Genomic DNA, 26,883 nt, shown 5'->3' on the forward strand with positions numbered 1-26,883 from the left:
GAAGTGGGAACCGATTCGTCGCAGAAAATGCGACAAAACAAGGACTTAGAGAGCTTCGCGATTGCGACGCGATCGTGAAGTGCTCTAGCGGCCCTCCGCGCCGGGCGCTACGGCGCGGTCAGTCCTCGCCGCGCCGGAACGGTGTCGCCGCATCGAGCTCCTCGGCCGCCGCCGCGACGTGGCGCGCCTCGCGCCGCAGGTAGTCGGCGATGGCCGCCCGCAGGCCGGAATCGGCGATGTCGTGAGCCGAATGCGTGATCACCGGGCGATAGCCGCGGGCGAGCTTGTGCTCGCCCTGCGCGCCGGCCTCGACCCGGGCGAGGCCGTGACGAATCGCGAACTCGATCGCCTGGTAGTAGCAGACTTCGAAATGCAGGAACGGATGGTCCTCGATGCAGCCCCAGTTGCGGCCGTAGAGGGCGCGGTCGCCGATCAGGTTGATGGCGCCGGCCACGTACTGCCCCTCGCGCCGGGCCATCACCAGCAGGATCCGCTCCGGCATCCGCTCGCCGATGAGCGAGAAGAAGCGCCGGTTGAGGTAGGGCCGACCCCATTTGCGCGAGCCGGTATCCATGTAGAACCGGTAGAAGGCGTCCCAATGCGCCTCGGTCAGATCGGCCCCGGTGACCCACTCGATGGTGAGGCCGGTGGCGAGCGCGTCGCGCCGCTCGCGCTTGATCGCCTTGCGCTTGCGCGAGGCGAGCGCCCCGAGGAAATCGTCGAAGGTCGTGTAGCCGTCGTTGTCCCAGTGGAACTGCTGGTCGACCCGGCGCAGGAAGCCCAGCGCCCCGGCCCGCTCGGCCTCGGCCTCGGGCAGGAAGGTCGCGTGGATCGAGGAGGCCTCGACCTGCCGGCGCAGGGCGCGCAGGCCGGCGACGAGCGCGGCGGTGGCCTCGTCCGCGTCCTCGCCCGGGGCGATCAGGAAACGGGGTCCCGTCACCGGGGTGAACGGCACGCTGACCTGCAGCTTGGGGTAGTAGCGCCCGCCCGCTCGCTCGAACGCGTCGGCCCAGCCGTGGTCGAACACGTACTCGCCCTGCGAGTGGGACTTCAGGTAGCAGGGCGCGTAGCCGATCACCCGTCCGTCGCGCTCGGCGGCGACGTGCAGCGGGACCCAGCCGGTGCGGCCGCCGACGCAGCCCGAATCCTCCAGCGCCGACAGGAAGGCGTGGCTGACGAAGGGATTGTGGCTCTCGCCCGCCCCCGCCATCGATTCGGCGGAGTGGGCGCAGCGGTCCCAATCCGCCGCCGCGATCTCGCCGATGCGCTGGACGACGCGGACCTGCAGGGTGCCCGGCGCCGGGGTGTCCCCGCCCTCCGCCGCGCCGCATCTCTCGCCGGGTGTCTCCATGGCGGGGAAGCTAGGACGGGGCCCGGGGGCCGGCAATGCGGCGCGGCCTCGCAGCACCGCCGGGCCGGTGGGCCCTCGCGGAACCGTTGGCCCGTCCGGTCCATTTGTTTCCAATCATGACCAGAGACGACATCACGACACGCCCCCTCCCGCCCGCGGCGACCGGCACGCCGCCCCTTACGGGGAAGGACGCCCTCGCTAAGGCCTGGGACGACCGGATCGCCCGGCTGCTCGACCTCCTGCCGCGGCGGGTGGCGGATTCCGTGTCCTGGCTGCGGGCGCCGTCGCGGCGCTGGGTGCGAATTCCGGCGGCCGTGCTGCTGATCCTCGGCGGCTTCCTGGCGATCCTGCCAGTCTTCGGGCTGTGGATGCTGCCGCTCGGGCTCGCGCTCCTGAGCGAGGACATCCCCGGCATGAAGCCGTCGCTGGAGCGCGCGGCGCGCTGGCTCGAGGACAAGTGGCACCGGCTCGCCCGCCGGTGGCGCGGCGAGCGCTGAGCCGGTTTCGGGTCGGGACGGCCCCCGAACGAGAAAGGCCGCCTCGACCCGGCAGGGGAGGCGGCCTTCCTGTCGTCGCGGTGATCCGGGGAGGATCTTACTCGGCGGCGACGGTCTTCTTGGACTTGTTGGTCTTGCCCTTCTCGGCGCCGCGCTCGGCGCGCTCGGCGATACGGGCCGACTTGCCGCGACGATCGCGCAGGTAGTACAGCTTGGCGCGACGCACCTTGCCGCGACGCACGACCTTGATCGAATCGATGTTCGGCGAGTAGACCGGGAAGACACGCTCGACGCCTTCGCCGTACGAGATCTTGCGGACGGTGAAGCTCTCGTTGATGCCGCCGCCGGAGCGGGCGATCACGACGCCCTCGTAGGCCTGGACGCGGCTGCGCTCGCCTTCCTTCACCTTGACGTTCACGATGACCGTGTCGCCGGGCTCGAAGTCGGGGATCGTCTTGTTGAGCTGAGCGATCTGCTCCTGCTCGAGCTGCTGGATGATGTTCATTGTCAAACTCCTGCCGTCGCCGCCGCGCCCCGGCATGGGGTCCGGCGTCAGGATTTCGGCGTCCTGTTGTGAGTTGCCGGCTCCCTTACAGGAACGGTCGCGGCTTGTCGACACGGGGTCTCGCGCCTTTTTCGAGGCCGCGTGCCAGCGAGGGGCAATGGGAGAAGACGAGGGAGACGAGGGAGAAAGACGGGGGGTGGGAACAGAACGGCGCATTCCCGGTTGTGTCGGCTCGGCGCGGCGGCCGATCCCGGTCCCGCCCGCTCCACGGACACCGTCACGGACTACACGGAGGACCATCCGCATGCTGATGCGTTGGAAGATCGCCGGCCTCGCCGCCCTGGCGTTCGGCGGCCTCGCGGCCGCCCCCGCGAGCGCCGCCCCGGCCGGCCCCGGCCTCTCGGGCGTGCTCGCCCCCGAGGCGCCGGTGACGCAGGTCGCCCAGGGCTGCGGCCCGGGCTTCGCCCGCGGCCCCTGGGGCCGCTGCCGGCCGATGTACGGCCGCCGCTATTTCGGTCCGCCGCGGGTCTACGGCCGCCGCTGCTTCATCCGCCCGACCCCGTACGGGCCGCGCCGGATCTGCCGCTTCTGACCGGCCCCCGATCGCTCGCGATCGGCCTCCGATGAACCGGGCGGGGCTTCCCACGGGACCCCGCCCGTCTCACGTCAGGACCGGCCGGAACGCCACCAGGGCCATGTCGTCCCGGCGCGGCTCGGGCCCGCGATGGTCCGCGAGGTCGCGTTCCAGCGCCGCCACCTGCCCGGCGAGCGGCAGGTCCCGGTGCCGCTGCAGGATCCCGGCGACGCCTCGGTGACCGAGGAGCCGGCGCGAGGTGCCGCCCATCTGGTCGCTGACACCGTCGGTCATCAGGAAGAAGGTCTCGCCGCCGTCGAGCGCCAGCACCGTCGCGGCGAGCGCCTCCTCCCGGCCGGTCGGCCGGTAGCCGAGGCCGTGGCGCCGGCCCTTGATCCGGGTGATCGTGCCGCCCGACAGGACCGTGAGGGCGAGGCCGGCTCCCGAGAAATGCAGGGCGCGCGCCGCCCGGTCGACGACGCAGACGCCGCAATCGAGCCCGTCGTCGGAGCCGCCCGCCCCGTCCCCGGCCTGCCGCAGCCGCCCCCGCACCGCCCCGTCGAGGGCGGCCAGGATCGCGTCGGGCGCGCGCAAGGCCCGGTCGTGCAGGATCCGGTCGAGGGCGGTCGCCACGATCAGGGTCAGGAAGGCGCCGGGCACGCCGTGGCCGGTGCAATCGGCCACCACGACGACCGTGAGGCCGTCGATCTCCTCGACCCAGAAATAATCGCCGCCGACGACGTGCAGCGGCTCCCACAGCACCGCGAGGTCGAGGCCCGAGTGCCGCAGGGCATCGGGCCCGGGCAGCACCGCCTGCTGGATGCGTCGGGCGTAGCCCAGGCTCTCCATCACCAGGCCGTTGGCCTCGGCGAGCTGCCCGTGGGTGCGTTCGAGCTCGGCCAGCAGGTGGCGCGCCTCGTCGCCGCTCTGCAGGCCCTCGACCATCCGGTTGAAGGCCGCCGAGATGTCGGCGATCTCGCGGCTCGGCCGCCGGCGGCCGGCGAGGTCGACCGTCGCCCAGTCCTTCCGCTCGACCCGGCCCATCGCGGCGAGCAGGTGCGCGAGGGGAGCCAGGACGTGGCGGCGCACCGCGACGCGCAGGGCGAGGGCGAAGGCCAGGATCAGCACCAGGCTGGCGCCCAGCACCATCACGAACTGCTTCTCGGCGTTGGCCCGCAGGCCCTCGGCCGAGAGCACAAGGGTCAGGCTGCCGGGGGGCGTGCCGCCCGCGGCCGGCGCGCCGGCGCCGCCCTCGATCTCCGCCGAGACCTGGATGCGCTCGAAGTTGCGGCCCCGCGGCTCCTCGCCGAGGCGGGCCACCACGCCGCCGGTCCCGTCGCGCAGGACCGCGTAACGGAAGCCGGGATCGAGGCCGAGCGCCTGGAGCGACGGGCCGTAGGAGGTGGTCCAGTCCGGGCGCGACAGCGCCCGGGCGGTCATGTCGGCCATCGTCTGGGCGCGCTCGCCCGAGAGACGGATCTGGTCGCCGTAATTGACCCAGGCGATCACCACCTGGGTCAGCAGCACCAGGGCGGCGATCACCGGCGACAGACGCAGGAACAGGGTGTGGGCGAGGCCGTCGAGGTTGCGGCCCCGGGCGGCGCCGCGTAGCGCCCCCGGGCGCATCGTGTCGGCGCCGCCATCCTGCGTCGTCGGCACCCCGGTGACGCCGGGACCGGGCGGCGCGTCGCCGCGGCGCAGGGGGCCGGCCCCCCGCAGCGACCCGCCGCGGCGGGGGCTGCCCGGAGCGGCCGCGTCGAGGGTCTCGCCGCTCACCGGGCGGTCGCCGCCGTGACCGCTGGGGCCAGCTCCACCCGGTTGCGGCCGCCGTGCTTGGCGGCGTACAGCGCCGCGTCGGCCCGGCGCATCGCGTCCTGCAGGGTCTCCCCGGGCCCGGCGGCGGCGAGCCCGATGCTGACCGTGATGCCGATCGGCCCGGCCTCGGCCGCGACCGGCATCGCCGCCACGGCGGCGCGGATCCGCTCGGCCACCGCCGCCCCGTCCTCGATCCCCGTCCCGACGAGCAGCACCGCGAATTCCTCGCCGCCGAGCCGCCCGATCGTGTCGAGGGAGCGCAGGGCCGAGCGGCAGGCGGTGACGAAGGCGATCAGCGCCGCGTCGCCCGCGGCGTGGCCGTGGCTGTCGTTGACGAGCTTGAACCGGTCGAGGTCGAGCATCAGCAGGCAGGCCGCCTGGTCGTCGCGCCGCCGCCAGTCCCGGGCGCAGACCTCGAGGAAGCGCCGGCGGGCCAGGGCCCCGGTCAGCGGGTCGGTATCGGCGAGGCGGCGCAGCTCCGCCTCCAGGCGGGCGCTGGTCTCGATCTCGCCCGACAGCGCGGCGTTCAGGGATTGCAGGTCGCGCTGCTGCTCGGCCAGGCGCTTGTTGGCGTTCTGCAGGTCGGCCTGCATCCGGTCGCTCAGGCGCACCAGCCGGCGCTGCTCGCGGTAGCCCCGGCGATAGGCCTCGGCCAGCACCTTGACCCCGTCCGCCACCGCGGCGAGCTGGGTCAGCATCACCTCGGTCCGGTCGAGGACGGCCTCCTCGTTGTCGAACAGGCTGAAGACGTTGCCGGCGCGCTTGCGCCCGCGCGGCTCGTCGCGCCCGCCCTCCGGGGGATGCGCCTCGGGCTCCGGGGGGACGTCGCCGTCCGTCATCGCCGCGGGCTCTGGAGCCGGCCTGCCCGTCACGCCTTTGGTCATGCCGCCGTCTCCTGCACCATCTCGAACCGGGCGTGCGAGAAGTCGGCGGCGAAATCCTCGCCGGCCTCCGCGATGGTGTCGTCGCCCTCGGCGTAGAGCCAGCGGACCGTCACGTCGCGGCCCTCCTCGGCGGCGTCCTCGAGCGGCATGAACAGGTTCATCAAGGCCTTGGCGCTCGACGAGTTGAAGTACGACAGGGCGACCTCGAAGGTCAGCGGGCCGTCGCCGTCCTCCAGATGGCCGCGCAGGGCCTGGAGCAGCGGGCCGTAGAAGGCGGCGGCGTCCTCGGGATAGGATTCGCCGCGCAAGGTCAGGCGGCCGGCGGGGAAGTCGAAGTCGACCAGCGGCGAGCGGCTGGTGGCGGGGATCTGGATCCGGTCCATCGTCGGGTGCTTCAGATGAAGGCTTTGAGGCAGAAGAAGCTGCGGTCGTCGCCGCGGGCCTGGAAGTCGTACTCGACCGGGGCGCTCGAGCGCCGGGCGATCTCGATCAGCCCGATGCTGCCGCCGAGGCTGCCCTCGTCAGCGGGCTGGCGCAGCCGCTCGCGGTAGTAGTGCTTCAGCTCCTCGCCCGACAGCCCGACGATGTGGTCGAGCCGGGCGCGCAGGGCCGGGACGTGCTCGCCCGGCACCTCGTTGCCGCAGGCGACGAAGAAGCGCCCGCCTTCGACGCCGACCACGATCAGGCCGGCGCTCACCATCCCGCCCTGGGGGGCGCCCGGCGGCACGAGCTTGTCGGCGGAGTAGCGGATCACGTTCTGGGCCTGCTCGACGAAGATCGAGAAGACCCGCTTCGACACCGTGGCGTCGGCGGCGCCCTGCTGCATGCGCAGCTTCAGCACCTCGCCGAGGGAGAACAGGACGTTCTCGGACAGGTCGCCGCCGAACGACAGGATGATGCCGTTGCGGCGGGACGCCTCGTGGAAGGCCATGAAGTCTTGAGCAAGCACCAATCTCTCCCGCCCGGGCACCGCCGGCCTAGGCCATTCGTCCAACCGTCATGGGTCCGGCAGCAGGCCGGTCGGACGATAGGCTACGACACCGAAGCTCACCAGAGCGTTACATCGTTCTTCGGCGGAAGTCTCTTGCAACCGTGAGTAAAAATCAGCCTCTGGTTCCGCGGGCGACGAATTGACATCGAAGTCGTGCCGAAAATGCTCGCGGGATGCCTGCCCCATGTGCAATCGATCACGCGAACCGGTGCGATCTGTCTCTCGGACAATTCAATCGCGTCGGCATCGTGTCCGAAATGGTTCCGGGGCCTGCCTGCGGTATCGCGTCGCATTCGGATGGTTCGGTCGGGTGCGCGCATCCCGGGTCGCACCGGGCCCCGGTTCGCCGGGTGTCCGCGCGGGGCGGCTTGCGGCCGGCGCACGGCGCGGGCAGCATCGGCCGGTGGGAGCGCGTCCGGACATGGTCGAGATCAAGCGGCGGCAATCCTTCGAGGCCGGGCATCGGCTCAAGTTCATGGTGCTGGTCGACGAGACGCCGGAATGCGACCGCGCGGTGCACTTCGCGGTGCGGCGGGCGGCCCGGCTCGGCGCCCGGGTGGTGATGCTGGCGGTGGCCGAGCCGCCCGAGACGATGGAGTGGCTCGGGGTCGGCGACGCGATGCGGGCCGAGGCCGAGGCCGAGACCCGGGCCCGCCTGGAGGTCCTGGCCGCCTCGGCGCGCCAGGCCGCGGGCGTCGATCCCGAACTCGTGGTGCGCACCGGCGAGCGCGCGGACGCGATCCTGCGACAGATCGAGGCCGACGAGGACATCGCCTTCCTGGTGTTGGGTGCCGCCGCCGGCACCGATGGGCCGGGCCCGCTGGTCACCTCGATCGCCGGGCGCGGCGCCGGCAGCTTCCCGGTGCCGGTGGTGATCGTGCCGGGCGCGCTCAGCGAGGCGGAGATCACGGCGCTCGCCGGATGAGGCCCCTCCATTGAGCTTTGACGCGTTCGGGTCCACATCTGCCGGCAGGCGAGGGGGCGCCCGACCGCCCCGCGCCGTTCCCGGCCGGCCTTGAACCGGCGCAGAGAACTTTTCGAGGATCACCGATGTTCATCCAGACCGAAGCCACCCCCAACCCCGCCACCCTGAAGTTCCTGCCCGGCAAGGTCGTGCTGCAAGAGGGCACCTTCGAGGCCCGGGACGAGGGTGCCGCGGCCCGCTCGCCCCTCGCCCGCGCGCTGTTCGGCGTCGAGGGCGTGTCCGGCGTCTATCTCGGCCACGACTTCATCTCGGTGACGAAGGCCGAGGGCGAGCCCGGCTGGCCGCAGGTCAAGCCCGCTGTGCTCGGCGCCATCATGGAGCACTTCATGTCGGGCGCTCCGGTCATGGAGGCCGGCCACGCCCCCGAGGAGGCGGCGGAGGAGTTCTACGACGAGGCCGACGCCGACACGGTCGTGACCATCAAGGACCTGCTCGAGACCCGGGTGCGCCCGGCGGTGGCGGGCGACGGCGGCGACATCACCTTCCGGGGCTTTCGCGACGGCGTAGTCTACCTGGAGATGAAGGGCGCCTGCTCGGGCTGCCCGTCCTCCACCGCCACCCTGCGCCAGGGCGTGCAGAACCTCTTCCGCCACTTCCTGCCCGACGTGCGCGAGGTCCAGGCCGTCTCCTGAAGCGGGCGCGGTCCGCCGGGGGAGGCGAGGGTATCTCCGCGCGGCGCTTTTGCGCCGCCCGGACGGTTCCTCGGGCCCCCCGGATGATCTAAAGGCTGAACCGGACCGGGCCGCCCCGCCTGACGCGGGGCGGTCCTTCTTGTGTTAACCTGTCCGTGCCAGGCTGGGACTGAAGCGGCGGGCCGACGACCGGCCCGGCGCGGCCGGCGGTACGGGCCCGGCCGCGACGACGGACCCGCGGGCGCGAACGAGGGCGGAGCCTGAAGAGACGTGCGGATCCTGGCGATCGATACGGCGCTCGAGCGCTGCGCCGCCTGCATCATGGCGGACGACGCTCCCGAGCCCCTGGCCCAGGAGAGCATGGATCTCGCGCGCGGCCATGCCGAGGCGCTCCTGCCCCTGGTCGAGCGGGTGACGGCCCGGGTCGAGGGCGGGTTCGAGAGCCTGGACCGGGTCGCCGTCACGGTGGGCCCTGGCTCCTATACCGGCCTGCGCGTCGGCCTGTCGGCGGCGCGGGCGGTCGGGCTGTCCTGCGGCATCCCGGTCGTCGGCGTCACCACCCTGTCGGCGCTGCTGGCGCCGCTGCTCGCCGCGGACGAGGATTACCTCGGCCGGGGCTACCTGCTCGCCGCCGCCATCGATGCGCGGCACGGTCACGTCTATTTCCAGGCTCTGAGCCAGGACGGCGGCATCGCGGTGCCTCCGAGCCTGCTGCCGCTGCCCGAGGCGCTGCGCCTCCTCGGATCCGGTCCCGCGGCGCTCGCCGGCTCGGCCGGCCCGGCGCTCGCGGCCGCCGCCGCCGCGCAGGGTCAGCGCGCCGTCGTGCCCGAGGGCCACACCGCCCCGAAGATCGCCTGGGTGGCGTCGCTGGGCCTCGTCGCCGACCCAGCCCACGCCCTCGCCCGCCCCCTCTACCTGCGGGGGCCGGACGCCCAGCCCCAGGACCACATGCGGCTTCCCCGCCGCTGACGGAGTTTTTCCGATGAAGTGGATGCCGTTCCGCTCCCCCCCGACCGCCCATGTCGCGCCCCTGACCTCGGCCGACCGGGCCGGGGAGCTGGCGGCGCTCCACGCCACCGCCTTCGCGCGGCCCTGGGAGGCGGACGAGTTCGAGCGCATGCTGTGCGAGCGTGGCCACGTCGCCCACGCCCTGATGCTCGGCACGGTGCTCGGCGGCTTCGTCCTCTCGCGCCAGGTGCTCGACGAGGCCGAGATCCTCACCGTCGTCCTCGGGCCGGCCTCCCGCGGCGCCGGCCTGAGCCGCCAGCTCCTGCGCGCCCACCTCGTCGCCCTGGAGGATTTGGGCGTGCGCCGGGTCCACCTCGAGGTCGACGACGGCAACGCCCCGGCGCTCGCCCTCTACCGCCGCTACGGCTTTGCCGAGACCGGCCGCCGGGCGAGCTACTACGCCCGGCCCGACGGCGGGCGCGCCAACGCGATCATGATGCAGGCGGCGCTGGGGTAGGGGTGGCGGGTGAACGTCGCCCCAGGAGAGTAAATCATGGCGCGGGTTTCCCTTCTCCCCGCGGGCGGGGAGAGGGCCGTGTCACCGTTCAGGTGACGCGGCAAGCGGAGGCGAAAGCCGGAGCGAGGGTGAGGGGGTGTCTCCTGATGAGGCTCCTCCGGCACCACCCCCTCACCCTCGCGGCGAACCTGCGGTTCGCTGCTCCTTTCGCCCCCGGCAAGGGGGGCTCAAGCCTCTCCCCGCCCGCGGGGAGAGGGGATGCCCGCGCCATTTCTTGACCTGGACAGCCCTGCGGGCAGCCGAGGAGTTCGGGCGGTGGACGCCCCAAGCCGGACTTGATATGCGGCAGACGACGCGCGGTCCGGACCGCGCGGCCCCGCGAAAAAACCTACCCAGAGCCGAGCGCCCCGCCGTCGAACCCATGACGTATCTCGTCGCCGGCCTGCGGCTCCTCGCCTACGCCCTCGTCTTCGCGCTCCTCGCCGGGCCGCACTGGCTGGCCCTGAAGCTCGGGCGGGGGCGGTTCGCCGGCCACGCGCCGGTCTGGCTGCACCGGGCCTTCCTGCGCCTGTTCCAGGTGCGCTTGACCGTGACCGGCACGCCGCCGGCGCCGGGCGAGGCGGCGCTCGTCATCGCCAACCACATCTCCTGGCTCGACATTCCCGTACTCGGGGCGGTGCGGCCGCTCTCCTTCGTGGCGAAGTCCGAGATCGCCGGCTGGCCGGTGATCGGCACGCTCGCCCGGCTGCAGCGGACGGTGTTCATCGATCGCGCCCGCAAGCGCCATACGGCGGTGGTCAACACCGAGATGAGCCGGCGGCTGCGCGCCGGCGACCTGATCGTCCTGTTTGCCGAGGGCACCACCGGCGACGGCACACGGCTCCTGCCGTTCCGCACCTCGCTCGTCGGCGCGGCGCGGGCGGCGATCACCGAGGGCGGCCTCGACCGGGTGCGGCTCCAGCCGCTGTGCATCGCCTATACGCGCCGCCACGGCCTGCCGCTGACCCGGGCCGAGCGGCCGGACATCGCCTGGTACGGCGACATGGAGCTCGGCCCCAGCGTCAAGCTGTTCTTCGAACGCGGCCCGATCGACGTGTCGGTCACCTGGGGCGAGCCGGTCGCGTTCGCGGCCGGCACCGACCGCAAGGCCGCGACGGCGCTCGCCGAGGCCTCGGTGCGCCGCGCCCTCCAGGAGGCTGTGACCGGCCGCCCCCCGGTTCCAGAGACTCCGCGCGCCGATGCCCCGCCCGTCGCGGCCGCGCCGCCTATTCTCATTCCGGCCGCGACGGCTTAAATGACGGAGGACGGCCCGCAGTGGGCGGCCGCCGCGTCCGATCATCCACTCGATCTTTTCCTGGCAGGGCCGGTTCGTTGAAGAAAGCGTTCGTCAAATCCTACGGCTGCCAGATGAACGTCTACGACGCCTCGCGGATGGTCGACCTGCTCGGCCGCGAGGGCTTCGTCGAGACCGGCACCGTCGAGGAGGCCGACGTCGTCGTCCTCAACACCTGCCACATCCGCGAGAAGGCGGCGGAGAAGGTCTATTCCGAGCTCGGCCGCCTGCGGGTGCTGAAGGGCGAGCGGGCGGAGGCCGGCCAGGACACCACGGTGGTGGTGGCGGGCTGCGTCGCGCAGGCTGAGGGGCGCGAGATCCTGAACCGCGCGCCCGGCGTCGACGTGGTGGTGGGCCCCCAGAGCTACCACCGCCTACCGCAACTGCTCGCCGCCTCGAAGGCCGGCCGCGTCGTCGACACCGAATTCCCGGTCGAGGACAAGTTCGACCATCTGCCGGCTCGCCGCACCCCCGGCGTCTCGGCCTTTCTCACGGTGCAGGAGGGCTGCGACAAGTTCTGCGCCTTCTGCGTCGTGCCCTATACCCGCGGGGCCGAGGTCTCGCGCGCGGTCGACAAGATCGTGGCCGAGGCCGAGCGGCTGGCGGCGGCGGGCGCCCGCGAGCTGACCCTGATCGGCCAGAACGTCAACGCCTTCCACGGGCCGGGGCCCGACGGGCGCGACTGGACGCTCGGCGAGTTGCTCCGCCGCGTCGCCGCGATTCCCGGCGTCCTGCGCCTGCGCTACACCACCAGCCATCCGCGCGACATGGACGAGGCGCTGATCGCGGCCCATCGCGACCTGCCGGCCCTGATGCCCTACCTGCACCTGCCGGTGCAGTCGGGCTCCGACCGGATCCTCGCGGCGATGAACCGCAAGCACGACGCCGACACCTACCGCCGCCTGATCGACCGGGTGCGGACGGCGCGGCCCGACATCGCGCTCTCCTCCGACTTCATCGTCGGCTTCCCGGGCGAGACCGATGCCGACCACGCCGAGACGATGCGGCTCATCGCCGATATCGGTTTCGCCAGCGCCTTCTCGTTCAAGTACAGCCCACGCCCCGGCACGCCGGCGGCCGAGAGCGAGGACGCGGTGCCGGAGGCGGTGAAGAGCGAGCGCCTGGCCGAGCTGCAGGCTTTGCTCGAGCGCCAGCGCCAGGACTTCAACCACGCCACGGTGGGCCGGACCGTGCCGGTGCTGCTCGAGAAGCCCGGGCGTCATCCGGGCCAGGTCGCCGGCAAGTCGCCCTACCTCCAGGCGGTGCAGATCGACGGCGACGTCGCGGCGATCGGCAAGGTGGTGCCGGTGCGGATCACCCGGGCCGGCTCGAACAGCCTGTTCGGCGAGGCGATCGGCGAAGCTGCCGCGGCCGCGACGGCCGCCGCGTGAGGAACGACAGAATGGCGACCGGAGAGGCGGGCGGGCGCGGCCCGAAGGGGCGCGATTCCGCGCGCGAGCGCGAGATCCCCCCGCGGGCGGTGGCGGGCCTGAGCGAGGCGGCCGAGATCGCCCTGACCTTCGACGACAACCGCCTGGCGAGCCTAGTCTTCGGCCAGTTCGACCAGAACGTCGCCCATCTGGAGCGGCGCCTCGGCGTGGTGGCGACCGCGCTCGGCAACCACGTCGTGGTCAAGGGCCCGCCGGATTCGGCCGAGCGGGCGCGCCGGGTGCTGGAACTGCTCTACGCCCGCGTCCGCGACGGCGGCGGGGCGCCGCTCAGCCTCGGCGACGTCGACGGGGTGATCCAGGAATCCTCGCTCCAGGGCAACCTGTTCTCGCCCGCCGAGGCGCCGGCGAACGGCGAGCGCCCGTCCTTCGACCAGATCGCCACCCGCCGCCGCGGCGGCGTGCGGGCCCGCAACGCCGCGCAGGACGCCTACATCAAGGCGTTGCGCGCCCACGAGCTGGTCTTCGCGGAAGGCCCGGCCGGCACCGGCAAGACCTGGCTCGCGGTCGGCTACGCGGTCTCGCTCCTCGAGCAGGGCCATGCCGAGCGGCTGATCCTGTCGCGCCCTGCGGTCGAGGCCGGCGAGCGGCTGGGCTTCCTGCCCGGCGACATGCGCGAGAAGGTCGATCCCTACTTGCGGCCGATCTACGACGCCCTCTACGACTTCATGGAGGCGCGCCACGTCGATCGCGGCTTGCAGACCGGCATGATCGAGATCGCGCCGCTCGCCTTCATGCGCGGGCGGACCCTCACCAACGCGGTGGTGCTCCTCGACGAGGCGCAGAACACCACCTCGATGCAGATGAAGATGTTCCTGACCCGGCTCGGCGAGAATTCCCGGATGATCGTCACCGGCGATCCGAGCCAGATCGACCTGCCGCCGGGCCAGAAATCCGGCCTCGTCGAGGCGGTGCGGATCCTCGACGGCGTCGAGGGCGTCGGCCGGGTCACCTTCCGCGACGTCGACGTGGTGCGCCACGACCTCGTGCGCCGGATCGTCACGGCCTACGAGACCGATGCCCGGGAGAACCCGGAACTCGCGCCCCAGCGGCCGAGCCCCTCGCGCCGGGGGCCGCTGCCGTGAGCGACAACGAAATCGACGTCTCGGTCGAGGACGAGCGCTGGGAGGCCGTCGTACCCGATCTCGAGGCCTTCATCGCCCGTGCGGTGGAAGCGGCGCTCGCCGTCGTGCCGCCCGGCGGCCCGATCGAGATCAGCCTCGTGCTCACCGACGACCCGTCGGTGCAGGAGCTGAACCGCGCCTGGCGGGGCAAGGACAAGCCGACCAACGTGCTGTCCTTCCCCAACGAGCAGCCGCATGGCGGCGGCCCGCGCCTCCTCGGCGACGTGGTTCTTGCGTATGACACAATGCTGCGCGAGAGTGGGGAGCAGTCGAAGCCCCTCGGCCACCACCTCGCCCACCTCGTGGTTCATGGCACGCTGCACCTCCTCGGTCACGACCACGAGCTCGGCGATGCCGAGGCCGACGCCATGGAGGCGTTGGAGGTCGAGGCCCTGCGGCGCCTCGGCGTGCCGGACCCGTACGGCGATGCGGCCGAGTGAGCCGCCGCTCCCATCCCAGACGCGAGAGACATGAGCAACGATCGAAGTCGCAGCGCCGCCGCGACCGCGCAGGCGATCCCGGAGGATGACAGTCCGGGGCGCGAACCCTGGTATGATCGCCTCCTCAACATCTTCCACCTGAAGGCCCGCGACGCCCAGCGCGACGGCCTCTCGGACGCCCTCGACGAGGTGCGGAACGGCGACCACGCCGTCTCCCCGGTCGAGCAGGCGATGCTCAAGAACGTGCTGAGCCTCCACCGGGTGCGGGTCGACGACGTGATGATCCCCCGGTCCGAGGTGGTGGCGGTCTCGATCGACACCGCGCTCGGCACCCTGCTCAAGGTGTTCCGCTCGGCCGGCCATTCCCGCCTGCCGGTCTACGGCGAGAGCATGGACGACCCCCGCGGCATGGTCCACATCCGCGACTTCGTCGACTACATGGCGAGCCGGGCCGAAGCCGAGGGCGATCGCCTGCCCGACCTCGCCGGGGTCGACCTCGCGGCGACGCTCGCCACCACCCGCATCCTGCGCCCGGTGCTGTTCGTGCCGCCGTCCATGCCGGCGATCGACCTGCTCGCCCGGATGCAGGCGAGCCGCACCCACATGGCGCTCGTCATCGACGAGTACGGCGGCACCGACGGCCTGATCTCGATCGAGGACCTGATCGAGGTCGTGGTCGGCGACATCGAGGACGAGCACGACGTCGCCGAGGGCCACCGCGTCCTCAAGGTCGACGGCGAGAGCGAGATCTTCGTCGCCGACGCCCGCGCCAGCCTCGACGACGTCGCCGAGGCGACCGGCGTCGACCTCGCGGCGGCGGTGGGCGAGGCGGCCGAGGAGGTCGACACGCTGGGCGGCCTGATCGTCACCCTGGCGGGCCGCGTGCCCGCGAGGGGCGAGGTCATCGCCATGCCGGGCGATTTCGAGGTCGAGGTGCTGGACGCCGACCCGCGGCGAATCAAGCGCCTGCGCATGCATCGCGGCCTCGCCCGGCTCGAGGGACCGGAGGCGCCGCTCGCCCTGCCGCCCCCCGGCGCCGAGGCCGGCCTCCGGGCGGATTCCGCCGCCTGACCCTCTCCCGCGGCGCCCGTGCGGCGCCGCGCGCGCCCTCGCGAGCCCGCCGATGCAGCACACCGACACGAACGGGGCGGCCCGCGCCGTCCCGGCGACGCCCTTCGGCCTCACGCCGCTCGCCCACCGCGTCGCCCTGACCTCCGGCTGGGTGCGGCTCGGCCTCGCCTGGCTCGCGGGGGCCTGCGGCGCCCTGGCGATGCCGCCCTTCGGGTTCCTGCCCGCCCTCTGCCTCGCGCTCGTCCCGGCGGTCTGGCTCCTCGACGGAGCCGCCACCGCCTCCTCGCGCCTCGGCAGGCGGGCCGGCACGGCGCTCGCCGCGGGCGTGATCGGCTGGGCCTGGGGCTTCGGCTACCTCACGGCCGGGCTGTGGTGGCTCGGCGCCGCCTTCCTGGTCGAGGCCGACCAGTTCGCCTACCTGATGCCGCTCGGCGTGCTCGGCCTGCCGGCGGCGCTGGGACTGTTCTACGGCGCGGGGTTCGCCGTCGCGCGCCTGCTCTGGTCGCCGGGGCCCGCCCGCATCGCCGCGCTCGCCTTTGGCATCGGTGGCGCCGAGTGGCTGCGCGGGCACCTGTTCACCGGGTTTCCGTGGAACACCCTCGGCATGGCGCTCGGCCAGAACCTCTGGCTGATGCAGGCCGCCTCGGTCGTCGGCCTCTACGGGCTCACCGTTCTGGCGGTGCTGATCTGCGCCGCGCCCGCCACGCTGGCCGATCCGGGCGGTCCGGGGCGTGCGGCGCTGCGGCGGCTCGGACCGCCCGGCGCCGCGCTCCTGCTGCTCGCAGGCCTCGCCCTCGGGGGCGCGCTGCGGCTGCCATCCGGCCCGATGCCGGAGGTGCCCGGCGTGCGCCTGCGCCTCGTCCAGGCCGCCATCCCGCAGGATGCCCGCTTCAACCCGCGCAACCGCGAGGGCATCCTCGAGCGCTATCTGGGCTTGAGCGACAGCGCCACCGCGCCGGACCGCCAGGGCCTGCGCGACGTCACCCACGTGATCTGGCCCGAATCCTCGTTCCCGTTCTTGATCCAGCGCGATCCCCAGGCGCTGCGCCGGATCGGGAGCGCGCTGCCGCCCGGGACGCTCCTCGTCACCGGCGCGGCCCGGGCCGACGAGCCGCTGCCGGGCGAACGCCTGCGCTTCTACAACTCCATCCTGATGATCGGGCAGGACGGGATCGTCGGCGGGCGCTACGACAAGCTCCACCTCGTGCCCTTCGGCGAGTATCTGCCGGACCCGGTCGACGGCCTGTTGCGGGCTTTGGGCCTCAAGCAGTTCGTCGCGGTGCCGGGCGGCTTCACCCCGGGCGAGGCGCAGGAGCGCCTCCCCCTCGCCGTGCCGGGGCTGCCGCCGGTGGCGCCCTCGATCTGCTACGAGGCGATCTTTCCCGGAGCGGTCGCGCCGCACCGCGGGCGTCCGGGGTTGCTCCTCAACGTCACCAATGACGGCTGGTTCGGCGACACGCCGGGTCCGCGCCAGCACTTCGCCCAGGCGCGGTTGCGCGCGGTAGAGGAGGGTATTCCTCTCGTGCGGGCCGCGAACACCGGCATCAGCGCGGTCGTGGACCCGTATGGCCGGGTGACCGGCATGTTGTCGGTCGGGACCGAGGGCGTGCTCGACCGGCCGCTGCCCAGGAACCTTAGGGAAAGCCCGCCATACGGACGATTCGGTGATGTTCTTTTCTGTGCCATGCTCCTAGGGTGCCTGTCGCTGGCCGTCGTGGCGCGGGTCCGCCGCGCATCCGGCCAGTCCCGCGGAGCGTTATTGTGAAGAAGGCACCGGATCCGGTCGATCGGCATGTCGGGCATCGTGTACGTGTTCGGCGGCTCCTGATTGGCGTGAGCCAGGAACGGCTCGGCGACGCCCTCGGGGTGACGTTCCAGCAGATCCAGAAATACGAGAAGGGCGCCAACCGTATCAGCGCCAGCCGGTTGAACCAGATCTCCGAGATGCTGGGCGTGCCGGTGAGCTTCTTCTACGAGGGCGCGCCGCGCCAGGACGGCATGCGGAGCGAGGAGGGCGGGGCCGAGGCCGCGGCCGATCCCGTCGCCCACGACGTGCTCTGGACCAGCCAGGACCTGCAGCTCGTGCGCGCCTTCCAGCGCATTGGCGACAACCGGGTCCGCCGCCGCATCATCAGCCTGGTCGAGGCGATCGGCGCCGGCGAGGCGCCGCCCGACGACGCGCCGTGACCATCCCGACGCCCGGCCGGTGATCCGGCCGGCGGGCGGGCCCTGCCTGTGCGGGCCGCGGGTGCGCGCCCGTCAGCGCGCCCCGCGTCCGCCCTCCAGGCTCCAGCGCTCCAGCAGGGCCTCGGCCACGAAGCTCAGGATCGTCGCCGAGGTCCGCACCAGCCGGCTCATGGTCAGGATGCCGTGGGTCTGGTCGGAGAGGTGCAGCGCCGTGACCGGCACGCCGTCGCGCTCGAGGCGGTGGGCGTAGGCCCGTGCCTCCTCGCAGAGCGGGTCGTGGCCGCAAGTCAGCACCAGGGCTGGCGCCGTCCCGGCGAGGCTGGCGGCGCGGGCCGGCGAGGCGCGCCAGTCGGTGCGGTCGCGGATCTCCGGCACGTAATGGTCGACGAAGTAGCGCATCGTGCCGGCCGTCAGGGGCTGGCCCGCGACGATGCGCTCGTAGCCCTCGCTGGTCATCGCGAGATCGACGGCGGGGTAGAGCAGCACCTGCATCGCGGTGCGCGGCAGGGCGCCGTCGCGGCCCATCAGGGCCAGCACCGCCGCGAGGTTGCCCCCGGCGCTGTCGCCGCCCACCGCCAGCCGGGCCGGATCGACGCCGAGCCCATCCGCCCGCTCGACCACGAAGGCGAGCGCCGCCGCCGCGTCCTCGACCGCCGCCGGGAAGGGATGCTCGGGGGCGAGCCGGTAATCGACCGAGATCACGCTGGCGCGCGTCAGGTTGGCGAGCCGCCGGCAGACCCAGTCGTGCGATTCGACGTTGCCGAGCACCCAGCCGCCGCCGTGCAGGTAGACGAGGCAGGGCAGCCGCTCCTCCGGCGCCGTGCCCTCGCCGCGATAGAGCCGCAGCGGCACCGGCCCGGCCGGGGAGGGCGCGGCGAGGTCGCGGATCTGCGCCACCTCGTCGGGCGGCGGCTGCAGGGCCCGGCGCCCGGCGAGATAGCTGCGCCGCGCCGCCTCGGGCGGCAGCGATTCGAGGGGCTGCGCGTCGGCGGCGCGCAGCATCGCCAGCAGGGCCTGGACGTCGGGATGGAGGGCGGGCATCGGGCGGCTCGAACGGGACCGGGGGCGGAGACCCTTAGCAGACCTCCGCCCGAAGGGAGTCTCAGACCTTGGACCTCACGCCTCCCCAGTCGGCCAGGCGAAGAAGCCGCGGCCCTCCGATTCGAGGTGCCGGTTCAGCACCATGCGGTGGACCTCGTCGGCGCCGTCCACCAGCCGGGCCTGGCGGGCGTAGCGGTAGATCCACTCCAGCACCGTGTCCTTCGAGTAGCCGCGGGCGCCGTTGATCTGGATGCCGATATCGGCCGCCCGGTGCAGGGTGTTGGCGACGTGCACCTTCGCCATCGACACCTCCTTGCGGGCGAACCGGCCCTGGTCGAGCTCCCAGGCGGCGCGCATCACCAGGAGCCGGCCGATCTCGATATCCATGGCGAGGCCGCCGAGCATCAGCTGCACGCTCTCGCGCTCGGCGAGGCGCACGCCGAAGCCCTCACGGGTGGCGGCATATTCTTGCGCGATCTCGACGCAGCGGCCGGCGAGCCCGAGCCAGCGCATGCAGTGGGTGAGGCGGGCGGGCCCCAAGCGGACCTGCGTCACCTTCAGGCCCTTGCCCTCGCCGCCGAGCACGTCCTCGGGCTTGATCGTCAAGCCGTCGAAGGCGAGTTCGCAATGGCCGCCATGCTCCTCCGGCCCCATGATCGGGATGCGGCGGACGATCTCCCAGCCTGGCTGGTCGCGGTGGAACAGGAAGGCGGTGAGCCCGTAGCGCGGATCGTCGGAGGTCCGGGCGATCAGGATGAAGTGGGCCGCGTCCTCGGCGCCGGTGATGTACCACTTGCGGCCCGAGATCCGCCACGAGCCGTCCGGCTGGCGCTCGGCACGGGTCTTGATCATCGACGGGTCGGAGCCGCCGCCGGGATGCGGCTCGGTCATCGCGAAGGCCGAGCGCACCTCCCCGGAGACGATGGGCGCGAGCCAGCGCGCCTTCTGCTCAGGCGTGCCCAGCGCCTCGAGCACCATCATGTTGCCGTCGTCGGGGGCGGCGGAGTTGAACACCACGGGCCCGAAGATCGAGCGGTTCATCTCGGTGTAGCAGGCCGCCATGCCGACCTTGCCGAGCCCCTGGCCGCCGGTCTCGGGCTTGAGCTGCAGGCACCACAGGCCGGCGGCCTTGGCCTTGGCGCGTAAACGCGCCAGGGCCTCGGGTCCGATATTCTCGTGCTCGTCCCAGGTGCTCCGGTCGGCCTCGACGGGCAGGATCTCGCTCTCGACGAAGGCCGCGATGCGGGCGCGGTACTCCTCGATGCGGGGAGAGAGCGTGAAGTCCATGGCCGAATCCCTCGGGCGGTGGAATTATAATTCCAAACGCTTGCGCCACCCGGGGGCTGGGGTCAAGCGTGGACATTTTCCGGGCAGCCCGGAGCACGCGTCCGCGGGCACGTTGCACGACAGGAGCGCGAAAATCGCGGTGATCGTTGTCCCACCTGCGGCCTCATCCTGAGGTGCTGCCGCTTGCGGCAGCCTCGAAGGAGGGTTCCAGGTCTCGCCGAGACTTCTGGAGCCCTCCTTCGAGGTCAGTCGATCTTCAATCGACTGACACCTCAGGATGAGGTCGGGAGTGGGAAGCGCCGCACGTGAAATGTCATGCCGTGTGCTCTGCAGCCTGTAAGATCAATTGCCCAAGATCATTTGCCCAAGATCATTTGCCCCTCGGCGGCCCGGTCGGAACCAGGAGGGCGATCCGGTAGGTCCCGCCCTCGCGGCCGACCAGGAACACGCTGGTGGGGGCTGCGTCGCCCTCGACCGGCGGCTCGTCGAACACCACCCGCAGCCGCTCGGTCACGGGCATGTTGGCCTTGAGCGTGCCGCGGGCGGTCGCCTCGGCGAGGCCGTCCTCCGGCATCGGCTCCAGGGCCGCGGCCTTGATCGGCCGGCCGAAGCCGGAGCGGATCTGGTAGAGCGTCAGGCGCTTGCGCTGCGCCCTTGTGCCGGTCCAGTTCACCAGCCGCTCGAAGGCGGCGATGTCGCGGTCGGTCATGGCCTTCGTCACGTAAGCGACGAGGGCGTCGGGTCGGGCGGGGAGGGGAGCGCCGCTCCCGGCCGTCGCCTCCGGTGCGGGCTGCGCCGCGGCCGGCCCCGCGAAGAGGCCGGCCACGAGCGCCAGGGCGGCGAGACGCAGCCCCGGCTTCGCCGAGCGGCGGGTCACTTGGCCGTCGCCTCCTCGCCCATCACCCGGAAGACCCAGATCACCCCGCCCTGCGGCAGGACGCTGACCCGGCGCTCCTCGGGGATGAGCGCGTTGATGCCGGTCAGCATCCGCTCGGCGTCGACGCCCCAGCCGGCCTGGACCGCGACGTACTGGATCCCGTCGACCATGTAGCTCGACGGCACGCCGGTGACGCCGGAATTGAGCCGCGTCTCCCACAGCACCTTGCCGGTGGTGCCGTCGAGCGCCCGGAACTTCCGGTCGCTGGTGCCGCCGGCGAAGATCAGCCCGCTGCCGGTGGTGAGCAGCGGCCCCCAGTTCGCCGAATCCTGGAAGTCGTGCTGCCAGGCCTTCTTGCCGGTCTTCGGATCCCAGGCCTGGATCGCCCCGATGGCGAAGGGCTTCGACTTGTCGACCCCGTCGCGCAGGCGCAGCGAGTTCAGCACCTCGTCGATCGGGATGCCGATATAGAGTTCGCCCGGCTTGCGCGTGCCGGCCTGGGCGCCGGCCAGCTCCGAGCACAGGTTGTCGTTGGACGGGATGTAGAACAGCCCGGTCTTCGGGTTGTAGGCCTCCGGCGGCCAGTCCTTCCCGCCCCACAGGCCGGGGCAGAAGGCGGCGCGCCGGTTGATGCCCGGGATCTTGGACTGGTCGTAGGTCGGCCGGCCGGTCTTCGGATCGAGCGAGGCGAAGACGTCCTGGTGCACGAACGGCTTGCCGTCGACGAAGCTCAACGGCCCGTCCTTGCTGCGCTCGAGCGTCCAGAGGTAGCCGTTGCGGCCGGCATGGATCGCGGCGGGGATCTTCCTGCCGTCGCGCTCGATGTCGATCAGCACCGGCGCCGAGACCTCGTCCCAGTCCCAGGCGTCGTTCCAGTGATACTGGTGGTGGCCCTTGATCTTGCCGCTGTCGAGGTCGAGCGCCACGACCGACGAGGTGTAGAGGTTGTCGCCCGGCCGCGCGTCCGGCGTCCAGGGCCCGCCGTTGCCGGTGCCGAAATAGGCGAGGTTGGCGGTCGGGTCGTAGCTGCCCTGGATCCAGACCGAGCCGCCGCCGGTCTTCCAGGAATCGCCCTTCCAGGTGTCGGCCGCCGGGTCGCCGGGGCCGGCGACCGTGTAGGTCTTCCAGGCCTCGTTGCCGGTCTCGGCGTCGAGCGCCGTGATGAAGCCGCGCACGCCGTACTCGCCGCCGGAGACGCCGACGACGACCTTGCCCTTCGCCACCAGCGGCGAGAGCGTCATGTAGTAGCCGTCCTGCCAGGGGGCGACGCACTTCTCCCACTTCACCTTGCCGGTGGTGGCGCCGAGCGCGACCACGCAGGCATCGGTGGTGGTCATGTAGACGCTGTCGCCGTAGAGCCCGACGCCGCGGTTGGTCGGGTGCAGCTGCGACAGCTCCGGCGGCAGCTCCTTCTGGTAGCGCCACAGGATCTCGCCGGTGCGGGCGTTGATCGCCATCACCTGGGCCTGCGGGGTCGTGACCAACATCACCCCGTTGTTGACGATCGGCGGGGCCTGGTGGCCTTCGCTGACGCCGGTCGACAGGCTCCAGGCCGGGACGAGCTTGGTGACGTTCTTGGCGGTGATCTGGTCGAGCGGGGAATAGCCCCAGCTCTGGTAGTTGCCCCGGTATTGCAGCCAGTTCTCCGGCTCGGGATTCGCGAGCCGCTGGTCGGTGACCGGCTTGTAGTCGACCTTGTCGGCCGGGCCGGCCTTGGCCGGCGCACCGGCGAGCGCGAGGGCCACCGCACAGGGCGCGACCGCGGTGAGCCAGTGCCTGGCCCGAACGAGACGTGACATGCTGCTCTCCTGACAGACGGGGACAGGCAGGGGCCGGCCCGGCATTTCCTCGATCTCGGTGCTTTTGCCCGATTGATTGTCCGGACCCGCGTCGTTGCTGCGCGGGCCCCGGTCTCTCCTCGGCGAGGACCGACAGGGTTGCCGTCCTCGTCTAGGGCCGGACAGCGCGGCGGCGCGGCCGTTCTCATCGCGAGGCGGCGCGGGCGCCGCCTCGAACCCGCTCAGGCGGCGCCCGGCCCCGGCTTGCCGATGAAGCCGCCGGCCACCATGAGCGCGCCGCCCTCGCCCCTGGCCAGCGGCAGGACCGGCAGGCGCTTGCGCGCCGGCCCCTTGGCGACCCGTCCGCCCTCGGCGGGCAGGAACTCGGAATGGTGGCAGAAGCAGCTCAGGCGCTTCGTCTCGTGGTTCCAGCCCGAGATGGTGCAGCCCTGGTGCGTGCAGACGCCAGAGAGCGCCACGACGCCCTCGACCGCGTGGGCGCGCTGGTCCTCGGCGACCTGATCGGGGGCGACCCGCACCAGGATGATCTTGGAAAAGCGCGAGCCCTCGCGCCGGACGCCCTGCGGATCGACCGCCACCGCCTCGATGAGTTCGCCGCCGACCGGCAGGCCGTCGAGCGTCACGGCCTGCCCTGCCTTCGCCCCGTCGGCCAGCACCAGCCGGTCGCCCTTCTGCGGCAGCGTGTCCTCCGGCCCCGCGAAGGCGGCACCCCCGGCCGCGCAGCAGGCAACGGCTCCCATCACGACGCTGCGCCGGTCGAGACCGGGCGCGCGCTGTCCCTCACGAGCCATCTTTCCTCCCGTTACACGTTCTTATGTTCTTCTAATTTCACCTATGAGTAGCCGACAGGGTGCGGGCGTCAACCCGCTTCGTGTCGGGATGTCGTCGTTTCGACGTGGCGCGACGCACGCTCTACTTGGTGCGACGCGAGAGCGACTTGTGCAATGCAATAGAGCGCGTCAGCGGGCCAGGGCCGCCCGGAGCGTCGCGGCCAGGGCGTCCGGGTCGATCCCGTTCGGCAGCCGCGCCAGCACGTCGCCCGCCGGGCCGACGAGGAAGAGGTCGCCTGGATGGTCCACCACCCCGTCGTGGCGCCGGATCGGGGCCGCGACCGCGGCCGCGAGGGCGTCGATCACCGCGACAGGGCCGGTCACCGCCACGATGGCGGGATGGAAGGTGTCGAGGTAGCGGGCGAGCGCCGCGGGACCGTCGCGCTCGGGATCGGCCGCGACCAGCACCGGCACCAGCCGGGCCAGCAGGGCGGGGGGCAACTCGTCGAGGGCCTGGGTCACGGTCATCAGCGCGGTCGGGCACAGGTCCGGGCAGCGCGTGTAGCCGAAATAGACCAGGCGCAGGCGCCCGGCGAAGCGGGCCTCGTCGAGCACGGCGCCGGTCTGGTCGACGAGACCGTGCCCGGCCGGCCAGGCCAGGGAGCCGGAGGCGGGACGCGCGGCGGGCGCGCCGACGGCCCCGCCCGCGAGGAGCAGCGCCAGCGAGAGCGCCCGGGCCACCGGCCGCACCCTTGCCGAGACGGAAAACATGGCTTCGACCCTGCACCCCGCCATGATTTAAAGCGTCTCCGCGGGCCGGCGCCAGCGACCGGCAGACGATGTCGCGGGGTTATTCCCGCACCTCGCAGGGTCGTGATGGCGCGATGTGAGCCGGGAGACGACACGCGATGCCACGCTGATCGCAAAAGGACTTCCTTAACCGCTCCATGCCGCCCCGGCGGCATTCGGGCGGATTCGCACGATCGGCGCAGGTCGCCGTTAAGGCTGCCCGGCCCAATGTTGCTGGAGCGGAAACAATCGGCGGCGAGGCCATGGCGATCATCAAGCAGCTCATCACCATCTCCGGGCCGCTCCTGGCCTATCTCGGTGCGATGCCGCTCGCGCGGATGATCCCGTTCCGATCGCGCTCCGCCCCGCCGCTCCTCGACGGCCCGGTGCAGCGCACCGTCGACTTCCCGGCGGTGCAGCCGCCGGCCGAGCCCTATGCCTGGCCGCGCTCGCACATCCTGTCGGGCGATCCGGTCCAGACCGCGACCTATATCTACACCAGCCCCGACGGCCTGTTCGCCGCCGGCATCTGGACCTGCGCGATCGGCAAGTTCCGCATCGATTTCGGCCGGGCCGAGTTCATCCAGATCCTGGAGGGCGAGGTGATCGTCACCGACGCCGAGGGCACCGCCCGCACCTACCGGGCCGGCGACGCCTTCGTCACGCCGAAGGGCTTCTCCGGAACCTGGGACGTGATCGCACCGATCAAGAAGCACTTCACCTGGTACGGCTCGGGAGAGTGAGTGGGCGTTGCCGGACAGACATGATGTTTCCGCGATAAAAAAGTATCAGATCCTATTTGATAAAATAACTGAGCTTGGTGAGATTATCCTACCCTGCCACCTCATCCTGAAGTGTCAGTCCATCTACGATGGACTGACCTCGAAGGAGGGTTCCAGAAGTCGCTGCGATCCCTGGAGCCCTCCTTCGAGGTCAGTCGATCTTTGATCGACTAACACCTCAGGATGAGGTGGTAGGAGGGGATACCCGAAGGTCGTAGTCGGCAAGTGCGGCCCCACCCCCGGGGCGGCGATCACAGATCGAAGTTCGTCGGCAGCATCACCACGTCGCGGATGGTCATGCCGCGCGGGCGCGTCAGCATGAACATCACCACGTTCGCCACCTCCTCTGGCTCGAGCAGGCTGCCGGAGGCGCGGGCCTCCGCCAGCTTCTCGGGCGGCCAGTCGGCGAGGAGCGCGGTGACGACCGGGCCGGGCGAGATCGCGCCGACGCGGATGCCGTGCTTGAACACCTGCCGGCGGGTCGTCTGGACGAAGCAGTTGATCGCCCATTTCGACGAGGCGTAGACCGGCTCCCACGGCGTCGGGTAGTGGGCGGCGAGCGAACTCGTCACGATGATGTCGCCCGAGCCGCGCGCAATCATGTGCGGCAGCACGTCGTGGACGTTCTTCATCACGACGTTGACGTTGAGATTCAGCATCCGGTCGATCGCCGCCGACTCGTTGTCCACGAGGTCGCCGCCGACGTACGTGCCCGCGTTGGCGTGCAGGATGTCGAGCCGGCCGGCGGCGTCCAGGATCCGCGGCAGCAGACCGGCGCAGGCGGCGGGATCGAGGAGGTCGAGGGGCAGCGCGAGCGCCGCCGCGCCGTGCCGGGCGCACAGGCCGGCGAGCGCCGCCTCGTCCCGGTCGACGAGGACCACGCGGGCACCCGCCGCCAGCATCGCCTCGGCGCTCGCGAGCCCGATGCCCGACGCCGCGCCGGTGACCGCCGCGACCTTGCCGTCCAGTTCGCCCGCCACGGTAACTCCCCCTTCGTTCGCGTTACCGCAGCGCCACCGCGGGCACCGCCGGTTCGCCGTCGCGCGGCAGGTTCGTCTGCCAGACCGTGCCGCTGCTGCCCTTCTGGTAGCCGTCGTCGTAGAGCTTGCGCATGTAGGCGGTGTCGAAGCCCTGCGAGGCGGGGACCTCGGGGATGCGCCGGTCGATGTAGGTCAGGTTGAAGCCCATGCCGTTGCGGCGGGCGAAGGCGTAGGTGCTGGCGAGCGTGGCCCGTGCGCGGGAGCGCCCGACGGTCGAGAGCGAGCGCACGGCGATCGGCAGGGTGCCGTTCTGGACGAGGTCGAAGCTCGGCTCGATGCGGCCGTTGATGACGACGTAGATGTTGGGCTTGCCGCGGCTCTCGGCGATGCGCCCGTCCTGGGTCAGGAACGCCTCCGGCAGGGTGAAGACCGGGGTCACCACCGAGCCGTCGACATGCATCTCCTGGAAGGCGTGGTTGCCGGCCTGGGCGTCGATCAGCATCGGCGGGAAGACCGCCGGTACGCTGGCCGAGGCGGTCAGCACGTCGCGGAACAGGTCGCGGGCGTTGGGCTGGCCGCTCGCCGCGATGGCGCCCATGTCCCAGATCACGGCGCGCTGCGAATCGAGGTTGGTGGTGACGACGAGGAGGCGCCGTCCCTTGTTGTGCTCCTCGGCCACCGCCGCGATCAGGTCCGGGGTGACGTAGCGCCCGACGAGGTCGCGCAGGCGCGCGTCGCCGAACAGGCCGTCGCCGGTCAGCACGTTGAGGGGGTTGGGCGAGCGAACGAGCGTCGCGGCCTCGCCGCTGGTGTAGATCTCGCGCAGGTACCCGTCATAGGCGGGGCCCAGGAAGGCGAAGGGCGCGATGAGCGCGCCGGTCGAGACGCCCGAGACCATGGTGAAGTTCGGCCGCCGGCCGGTCTGGCTCCAGCCGTTGAGCACGCCGGCGCCGTAGGCCCCGTCGCCGCCGCCGCCCGAGAGGGCGAGGTAGCTGAACGGCTCGCGCGAGCCCTTCACCTGGTCGGCGACCGCGGCGAAGCTGCGGGCCGAGCCGTCGGCCCAGAACCGCACCTCGGGGGCCTGGCCCGGCACGGTGGCGACGGCGGCCTCCGCGGCCGTGTAGGGCGCGCGCGGCAGCGACGCGCAGGCGGCGGCCTGCGCCCCGATCAGGGCGACCGCGAGGCCGCGCATCCAGGTCGATCGATGGGACACGATCATTGCACCACGAGTTTCACCACGCCGCCCTCGCCGGGGA

General features: G+C 72.1%; 28 protein-coding genes. 14 read left to right on the top strand and 14 right to left on the bottom strand.

Annotated features, from left to right (window positions below; translation table 11 throughout):
* Positions 1-118: 118 nt before the first annotated feature.
* Positions 119-1,351 (bottom strand): GNAT family N-acetyltransferase, encoded by a 1,233-nt coding sequence (locus V3T34_RS22025; RefSeq protein ID WP_060849934.1) that lies wholly within the window; start codon positions 1,349-1,351, stop codon positions 119-121.
* 116 nt (positions 1,352-1,467) lie between these two features.
* Here V3T34_RS22025 and V3T34_RS22030 point away from each other — a divergent pair, with 116 nt between their 5' ends.
* Positions 1,468-1,848: a hypothetical protein gene (locus V3T34_RS22030; RefSeq protein WP_236012653.1), complete on the top strand. Its 381-nt coding sequence runs from the start codon at positions 1,468-1,470 to the stop codon at positions 1,846-1,848.
* A 97-nt stretch (positions 1,849-1,945) separates the two neighbouring features.
* Here the strand turns inward: V3T34_RS22030 and rplS are convergent, their stop codons facing one another.
* Entirely contained in the window at positions 1,946-2,353 is a 408-nt protein-coding gene (gene rplS / locus V3T34_RS22035) for a 50S ribosomal protein L19 (RefSeq protein WP_060849935.1), read from the bottom strand.
* Positions 2,354-2,657: 304 nt separating this feature from the next.
* On the opposite strand from rplS, the gene V3T34_RS22040 reads away from it, so the two are divergent.
* Complete coding sequence (locus V3T34_RS22040) at positions 2,658-2,945, top strand: GCG_CRPN prefix-to-repeats domain-containing protein (protein WP_063920145.1); 288 nt, start codon at positions 2,658-2,660, stop codon at positions 2,943-2,945.
* A 69-nt stretch (positions 2,946-3,014) separates the two neighbouring features.
* Here V3T34_RS22040 and V3T34_RS22045 read toward each other — a convergent pair whose 3' ends face one another.
* The 4 genes from V3T34_RS22045 to V3T34_RS22060 are packed head-to-tail and all read right to left on the bottom strand — an operon-like array spanning position 3,015 to position 6,575.
* Complete coding sequence (locus V3T34_RS22045) at positions 3,015-4,703, bottom strand: SpoIIE family protein phosphatase (RefSeq protein WP_305077370.1); 1,689 nt, start codon at positions 4,701-4,703, stop codon at positions 3,015-3,017.
* Positions 4,700-5,626, bottom strand: coding sequence for a GGDEF domain-containing protein (locus tag V3T34_RS22050; protein WP_236012973.1), 927 nt, complete (start codon positions 5,624-5,626; stop codon positions 4,700-4,702). The genes V3T34_RS22045 and V3T34_RS22050 overlap by 4 nt, the downstream gene beginning before the upstream one ends.
* The gene (locus V3T34_RS22055) at positions 5,623-6,009 is read right to left on the bottom strand and encodes a DUF1987 domain-containing protein (protein ID WP_060849936.1); all 387 of its coding nucleotides are present in this window, start codon (positions 6,007-6,009) and stop codon (positions 5,623-5,625) included. The genes V3T34_RS22050 and V3T34_RS22055 overlap by 4 nt, the downstream gene beginning before the upstream one ends.
* Positions 6,010-6,020: 11 nt before the next feature.
* A complete protein-coding gene (locus V3T34_RS22060) occupies positions 6,021-6,575 on the bottom strand; it encodes a SiaB family protein kinase (protein WP_060849937.1) in 555 nt (184 codons plus the stop codon).
* Between the two features lie 463 nt (positions 6,576-7,038).
* Between V3T34_RS22060 and V3T34_RS22065 the strand changes: the two genes are divergently transcribed.
* The 11 genes from V3T34_RS22065 to V3T34_RS22115 all read left to right on the top strand — a co-directional run bounded on the left by V3T34_RS22065 (position 7,039) and on the right by V3T34_RS22115 (position 17,302).
* Positions 7,039-7,542, top strand: a complete 504-nt coding sequence (locus V3T34_RS22065) for a universal stress protein (protein WP_305077371.1) — start codon at positions 7,039-7,041, stop codon at positions 7,540-7,542.
* Between the two features lie 125 nt (positions 7,543-7,667).
* Positions 7,668-8,234: a NifU family protein gene (locus V3T34_RS22070; RefSeq protein WP_060849939.1), complete on the top strand. Its 567-nt coding sequence runs from the start codon at positions 7,668-7,670 to the stop codon at positions 8,232-8,234.
* Positions 8,235-8,504: 270 nt separating this feature from the next.
* Positions 8,505-9,203 carry a tRNA (adenosine(37)-N6)-threonylcarbamoyltransferase complex dimerization subunit type 1 TsaB gene (gene tsaB, locus V3T34_RS22075; RefSeq protein WP_305077372.1) on the top strand — a complete coding sequence of 233 codons (699 nt, stop codon included), beginning with the start codon at positions 8,505-8,507 and terminating at the stop codon, positions 9,201-9,203.
* Between the two features lie 13 nt (positions 9,204-9,216).
* A complete protein-coding gene (locus tag V3T34_RS22080) occupies positions 9,217-9,699 on the top strand; it encodes a GNAT family N-acetyltransferase (RefSeq protein WP_305077373.1) in 483 nt (160 codons plus the stop codon).
* Between the two features lie 421 nt (positions 9,700-10,120).
* Positions 10,121-10,993, top strand: a complete 873-nt coding sequence (locus tag V3T34_RS22085) for a lysophospholipid acyltransferase family protein (RefSeq protein ID WP_060849942.1) — start codon at positions 10,121-10,123, stop codon at positions 10,991-10,993.
* Between the two features lie 77 nt (positions 10,994-11,070).
* Entirely contained in the window at positions 11,071-12,423 is a 1,353-nt protein-coding gene (gene miaB, locus V3T34_RS22090; RefSeq protein WP_305077374.1) for a tRNA (N6-isopentenyl adenosine(37)-C2)-methylthiotransferase MiaB, read from the top strand.
* A gap of 11 nt (positions 12,424-12,434) precedes the next feature.
* Complete coding sequence (locus tag V3T34_RS22095; RefSeq protein WP_305077375.1) at positions 12,435-13,565, top strand: PhoH family protein; 1,131 nt, start codon at positions 12,435-12,437, stop codon at positions 13,563-13,565.
* Positions 13,562-14,044 (top strand): rRNA maturation RNase YbeY, encoded by a 483-nt coding sequence (gene ybeY, locus V3T34_RS22100; RefSeq protein ID WP_305077376.1) that lies wholly within the window; start codon positions 13,562-13,564, stop codon positions 14,042-14,044. Before V3T34_RS22095 ends, ybeY begins: the two co-directional genes overlap by 4 nt.
* A 30-nt stretch (positions 14,045-14,074) precedes the next feature.
* The gene (locus V3T34_RS22105; RefSeq protein ID WP_060849946.1) at positions 14,075-15,115 is read left to right on the top strand and encodes a hemolysin family protein; all 1,041 of its coding nucleotides are present in this window, start codon (positions 14,075-14,077) and stop codon (positions 15,113-15,115) included.
* A gap of 52 nt (positions 15,116-15,167) precedes the next feature.
* On the top strand, positions 15,168-16,880 hold the full coding sequence (gene lnt, locus V3T34_RS22110; RefSeq protein ID WP_305077377.1) for an apolipoprotein N-acyltransferase: 1,713 nt from the start codon (positions 15,168-15,170) through the stop codon (positions 16,878-16,880).
* Positions 16,877-17,302: a helix-turn-helix domain-containing protein gene (locus V3T34_RS22115; protein ID WP_305077378.1), complete on the top strand. Its 426-nt coding sequence runs from the start codon at positions 16,877-16,879 to the stop codon at positions 17,300-17,302. The genes lnt and V3T34_RS22115 overlap by 4 nt, the downstream gene beginning before the upstream one ends.
* A 72-nt stretch (positions 17,303-17,374) precedes the next feature.
* On the opposite strand, the gene V3T34_RS22120 is transcribed toward V3T34_RS22115, so the two are convergent.
* The 6 genes from V3T34_RS22120 to V3T34_RS22145 form a co-directional block, all read right to left on the bottom strand.
* On the bottom strand, positions 17,375-18,343 hold the full coding sequence (locus tag V3T34_RS22120) for an alpha/beta hydrolase (protein WP_305077379.1): 969 nt from the start codon (positions 18,341-18,343) through the stop codon (positions 17,375-17,377).
* Between the two features lie 75 nt (positions 18,344-18,418).
* The gene (locus V3T34_RS22125; protein ID WP_060849950.1) at positions 18,419-19,630 is read right to left on the bottom strand and encodes an acyl-CoA dehydrogenase family protein; all 1,212 of its coding nucleotides are present in this window, start codon (positions 19,628-19,630) and stop codon (positions 18,419-18,421) included.
* Positions 19,631-20,000: 370 nt separating this feature from the next.
* Positions 20,001-20,507 (bottom strand): hypothetical protein, encoded by a 507-nt coding sequence (locus tag V3T34_RS22130; RefSeq protein WP_305077380.1) that lies wholly within the window; start codon positions 20,505-20,507, stop codon positions 20,001-20,003.
* Entirely contained in the window at positions 20,504-22,306 is a 1,803-nt protein-coding gene (locus V3T34_RS22135; RefSeq protein WP_305077381.1) for a PQQ-dependent dehydrogenase, methanol/ethanol family, read from the bottom strand. The genes V3T34_RS22130 and V3T34_RS22135 overlap by 4 nt, the downstream gene beginning before the upstream one ends.
* Positions 22,307-22,527: 221 nt before the next feature.
* Positions 22,528-23,097 (bottom strand): QcrA and Rieske domain-containing protein, encoded by a 570-nt coding sequence (locus tag V3T34_RS22140; RefSeq protein WP_063920147.1) that lies wholly within the window; start codon positions 23,095-23,097, stop codon positions 22,528-22,530.
* A 168-nt stretch (positions 23,098-23,265) separates the two neighbouring features.
* Positions 23,266-23,847, bottom strand: a complete 582-nt coding sequence (locus V3T34_RS22145; protein ID WP_167543970.1) for an SCO family protein — start codon at positions 23,845-23,847, stop codon at positions 23,266-23,268.
* Between the two features lie 281 nt (positions 23,848-24,128).
* On the opposite strand from V3T34_RS22145, the gene V3T34_RS22150 reads away from it, so the two are divergent.
* On the top strand, positions 24,129-24,608 hold the full coding sequence (locus tag V3T34_RS22150; RefSeq protein ID WP_305077382.1) for a cupin domain-containing protein: 480 nt from the start codon (positions 24,129-24,131) through the stop codon (positions 24,606-24,608).
* A gap of 290 nt (positions 24,609-24,898) precedes the next feature.
* Here the strand turns inward: V3T34_RS22150 and V3T34_RS22155 are convergent, their stop codons facing one another.
* The gene (locus V3T34_RS22155) at positions 24,899-25,627 is read right to left on the bottom strand and encodes an SDR family oxidoreductase (protein WP_305077383.1); all 729 of its coding nucleotides are present in this window, start codon (positions 25,625-25,627) and stop codon (positions 24,899-24,901) included.
* Positions 25,628-25,649: 22 nt separating this feature from the next.
* Positions 25,650-26,846 carry a patatin-like phospholipase family protein gene (locus tag V3T34_RS22160; protein WP_305077384.1) on the bottom strand — a complete coding sequence of 399 codons (1,197 nt, stop codon included), beginning with the start codon at positions 26,844-26,846 and terminating at the stop codon, positions 25,650-25,652.
* Positions 26,847-26,883: the final 37 nt, after the last annotated feature.

Origin of the sequence: Methylobacterium ajmalii (assembly GCF_036448855.1) — a bacterium.
Lineage (GTDB): Bacteria > Pseudomonadota > Alphaproteobacteria > Rhizobiales > Beijerinckiaceae > Methylobacterium > Methylobacterium ajmalii.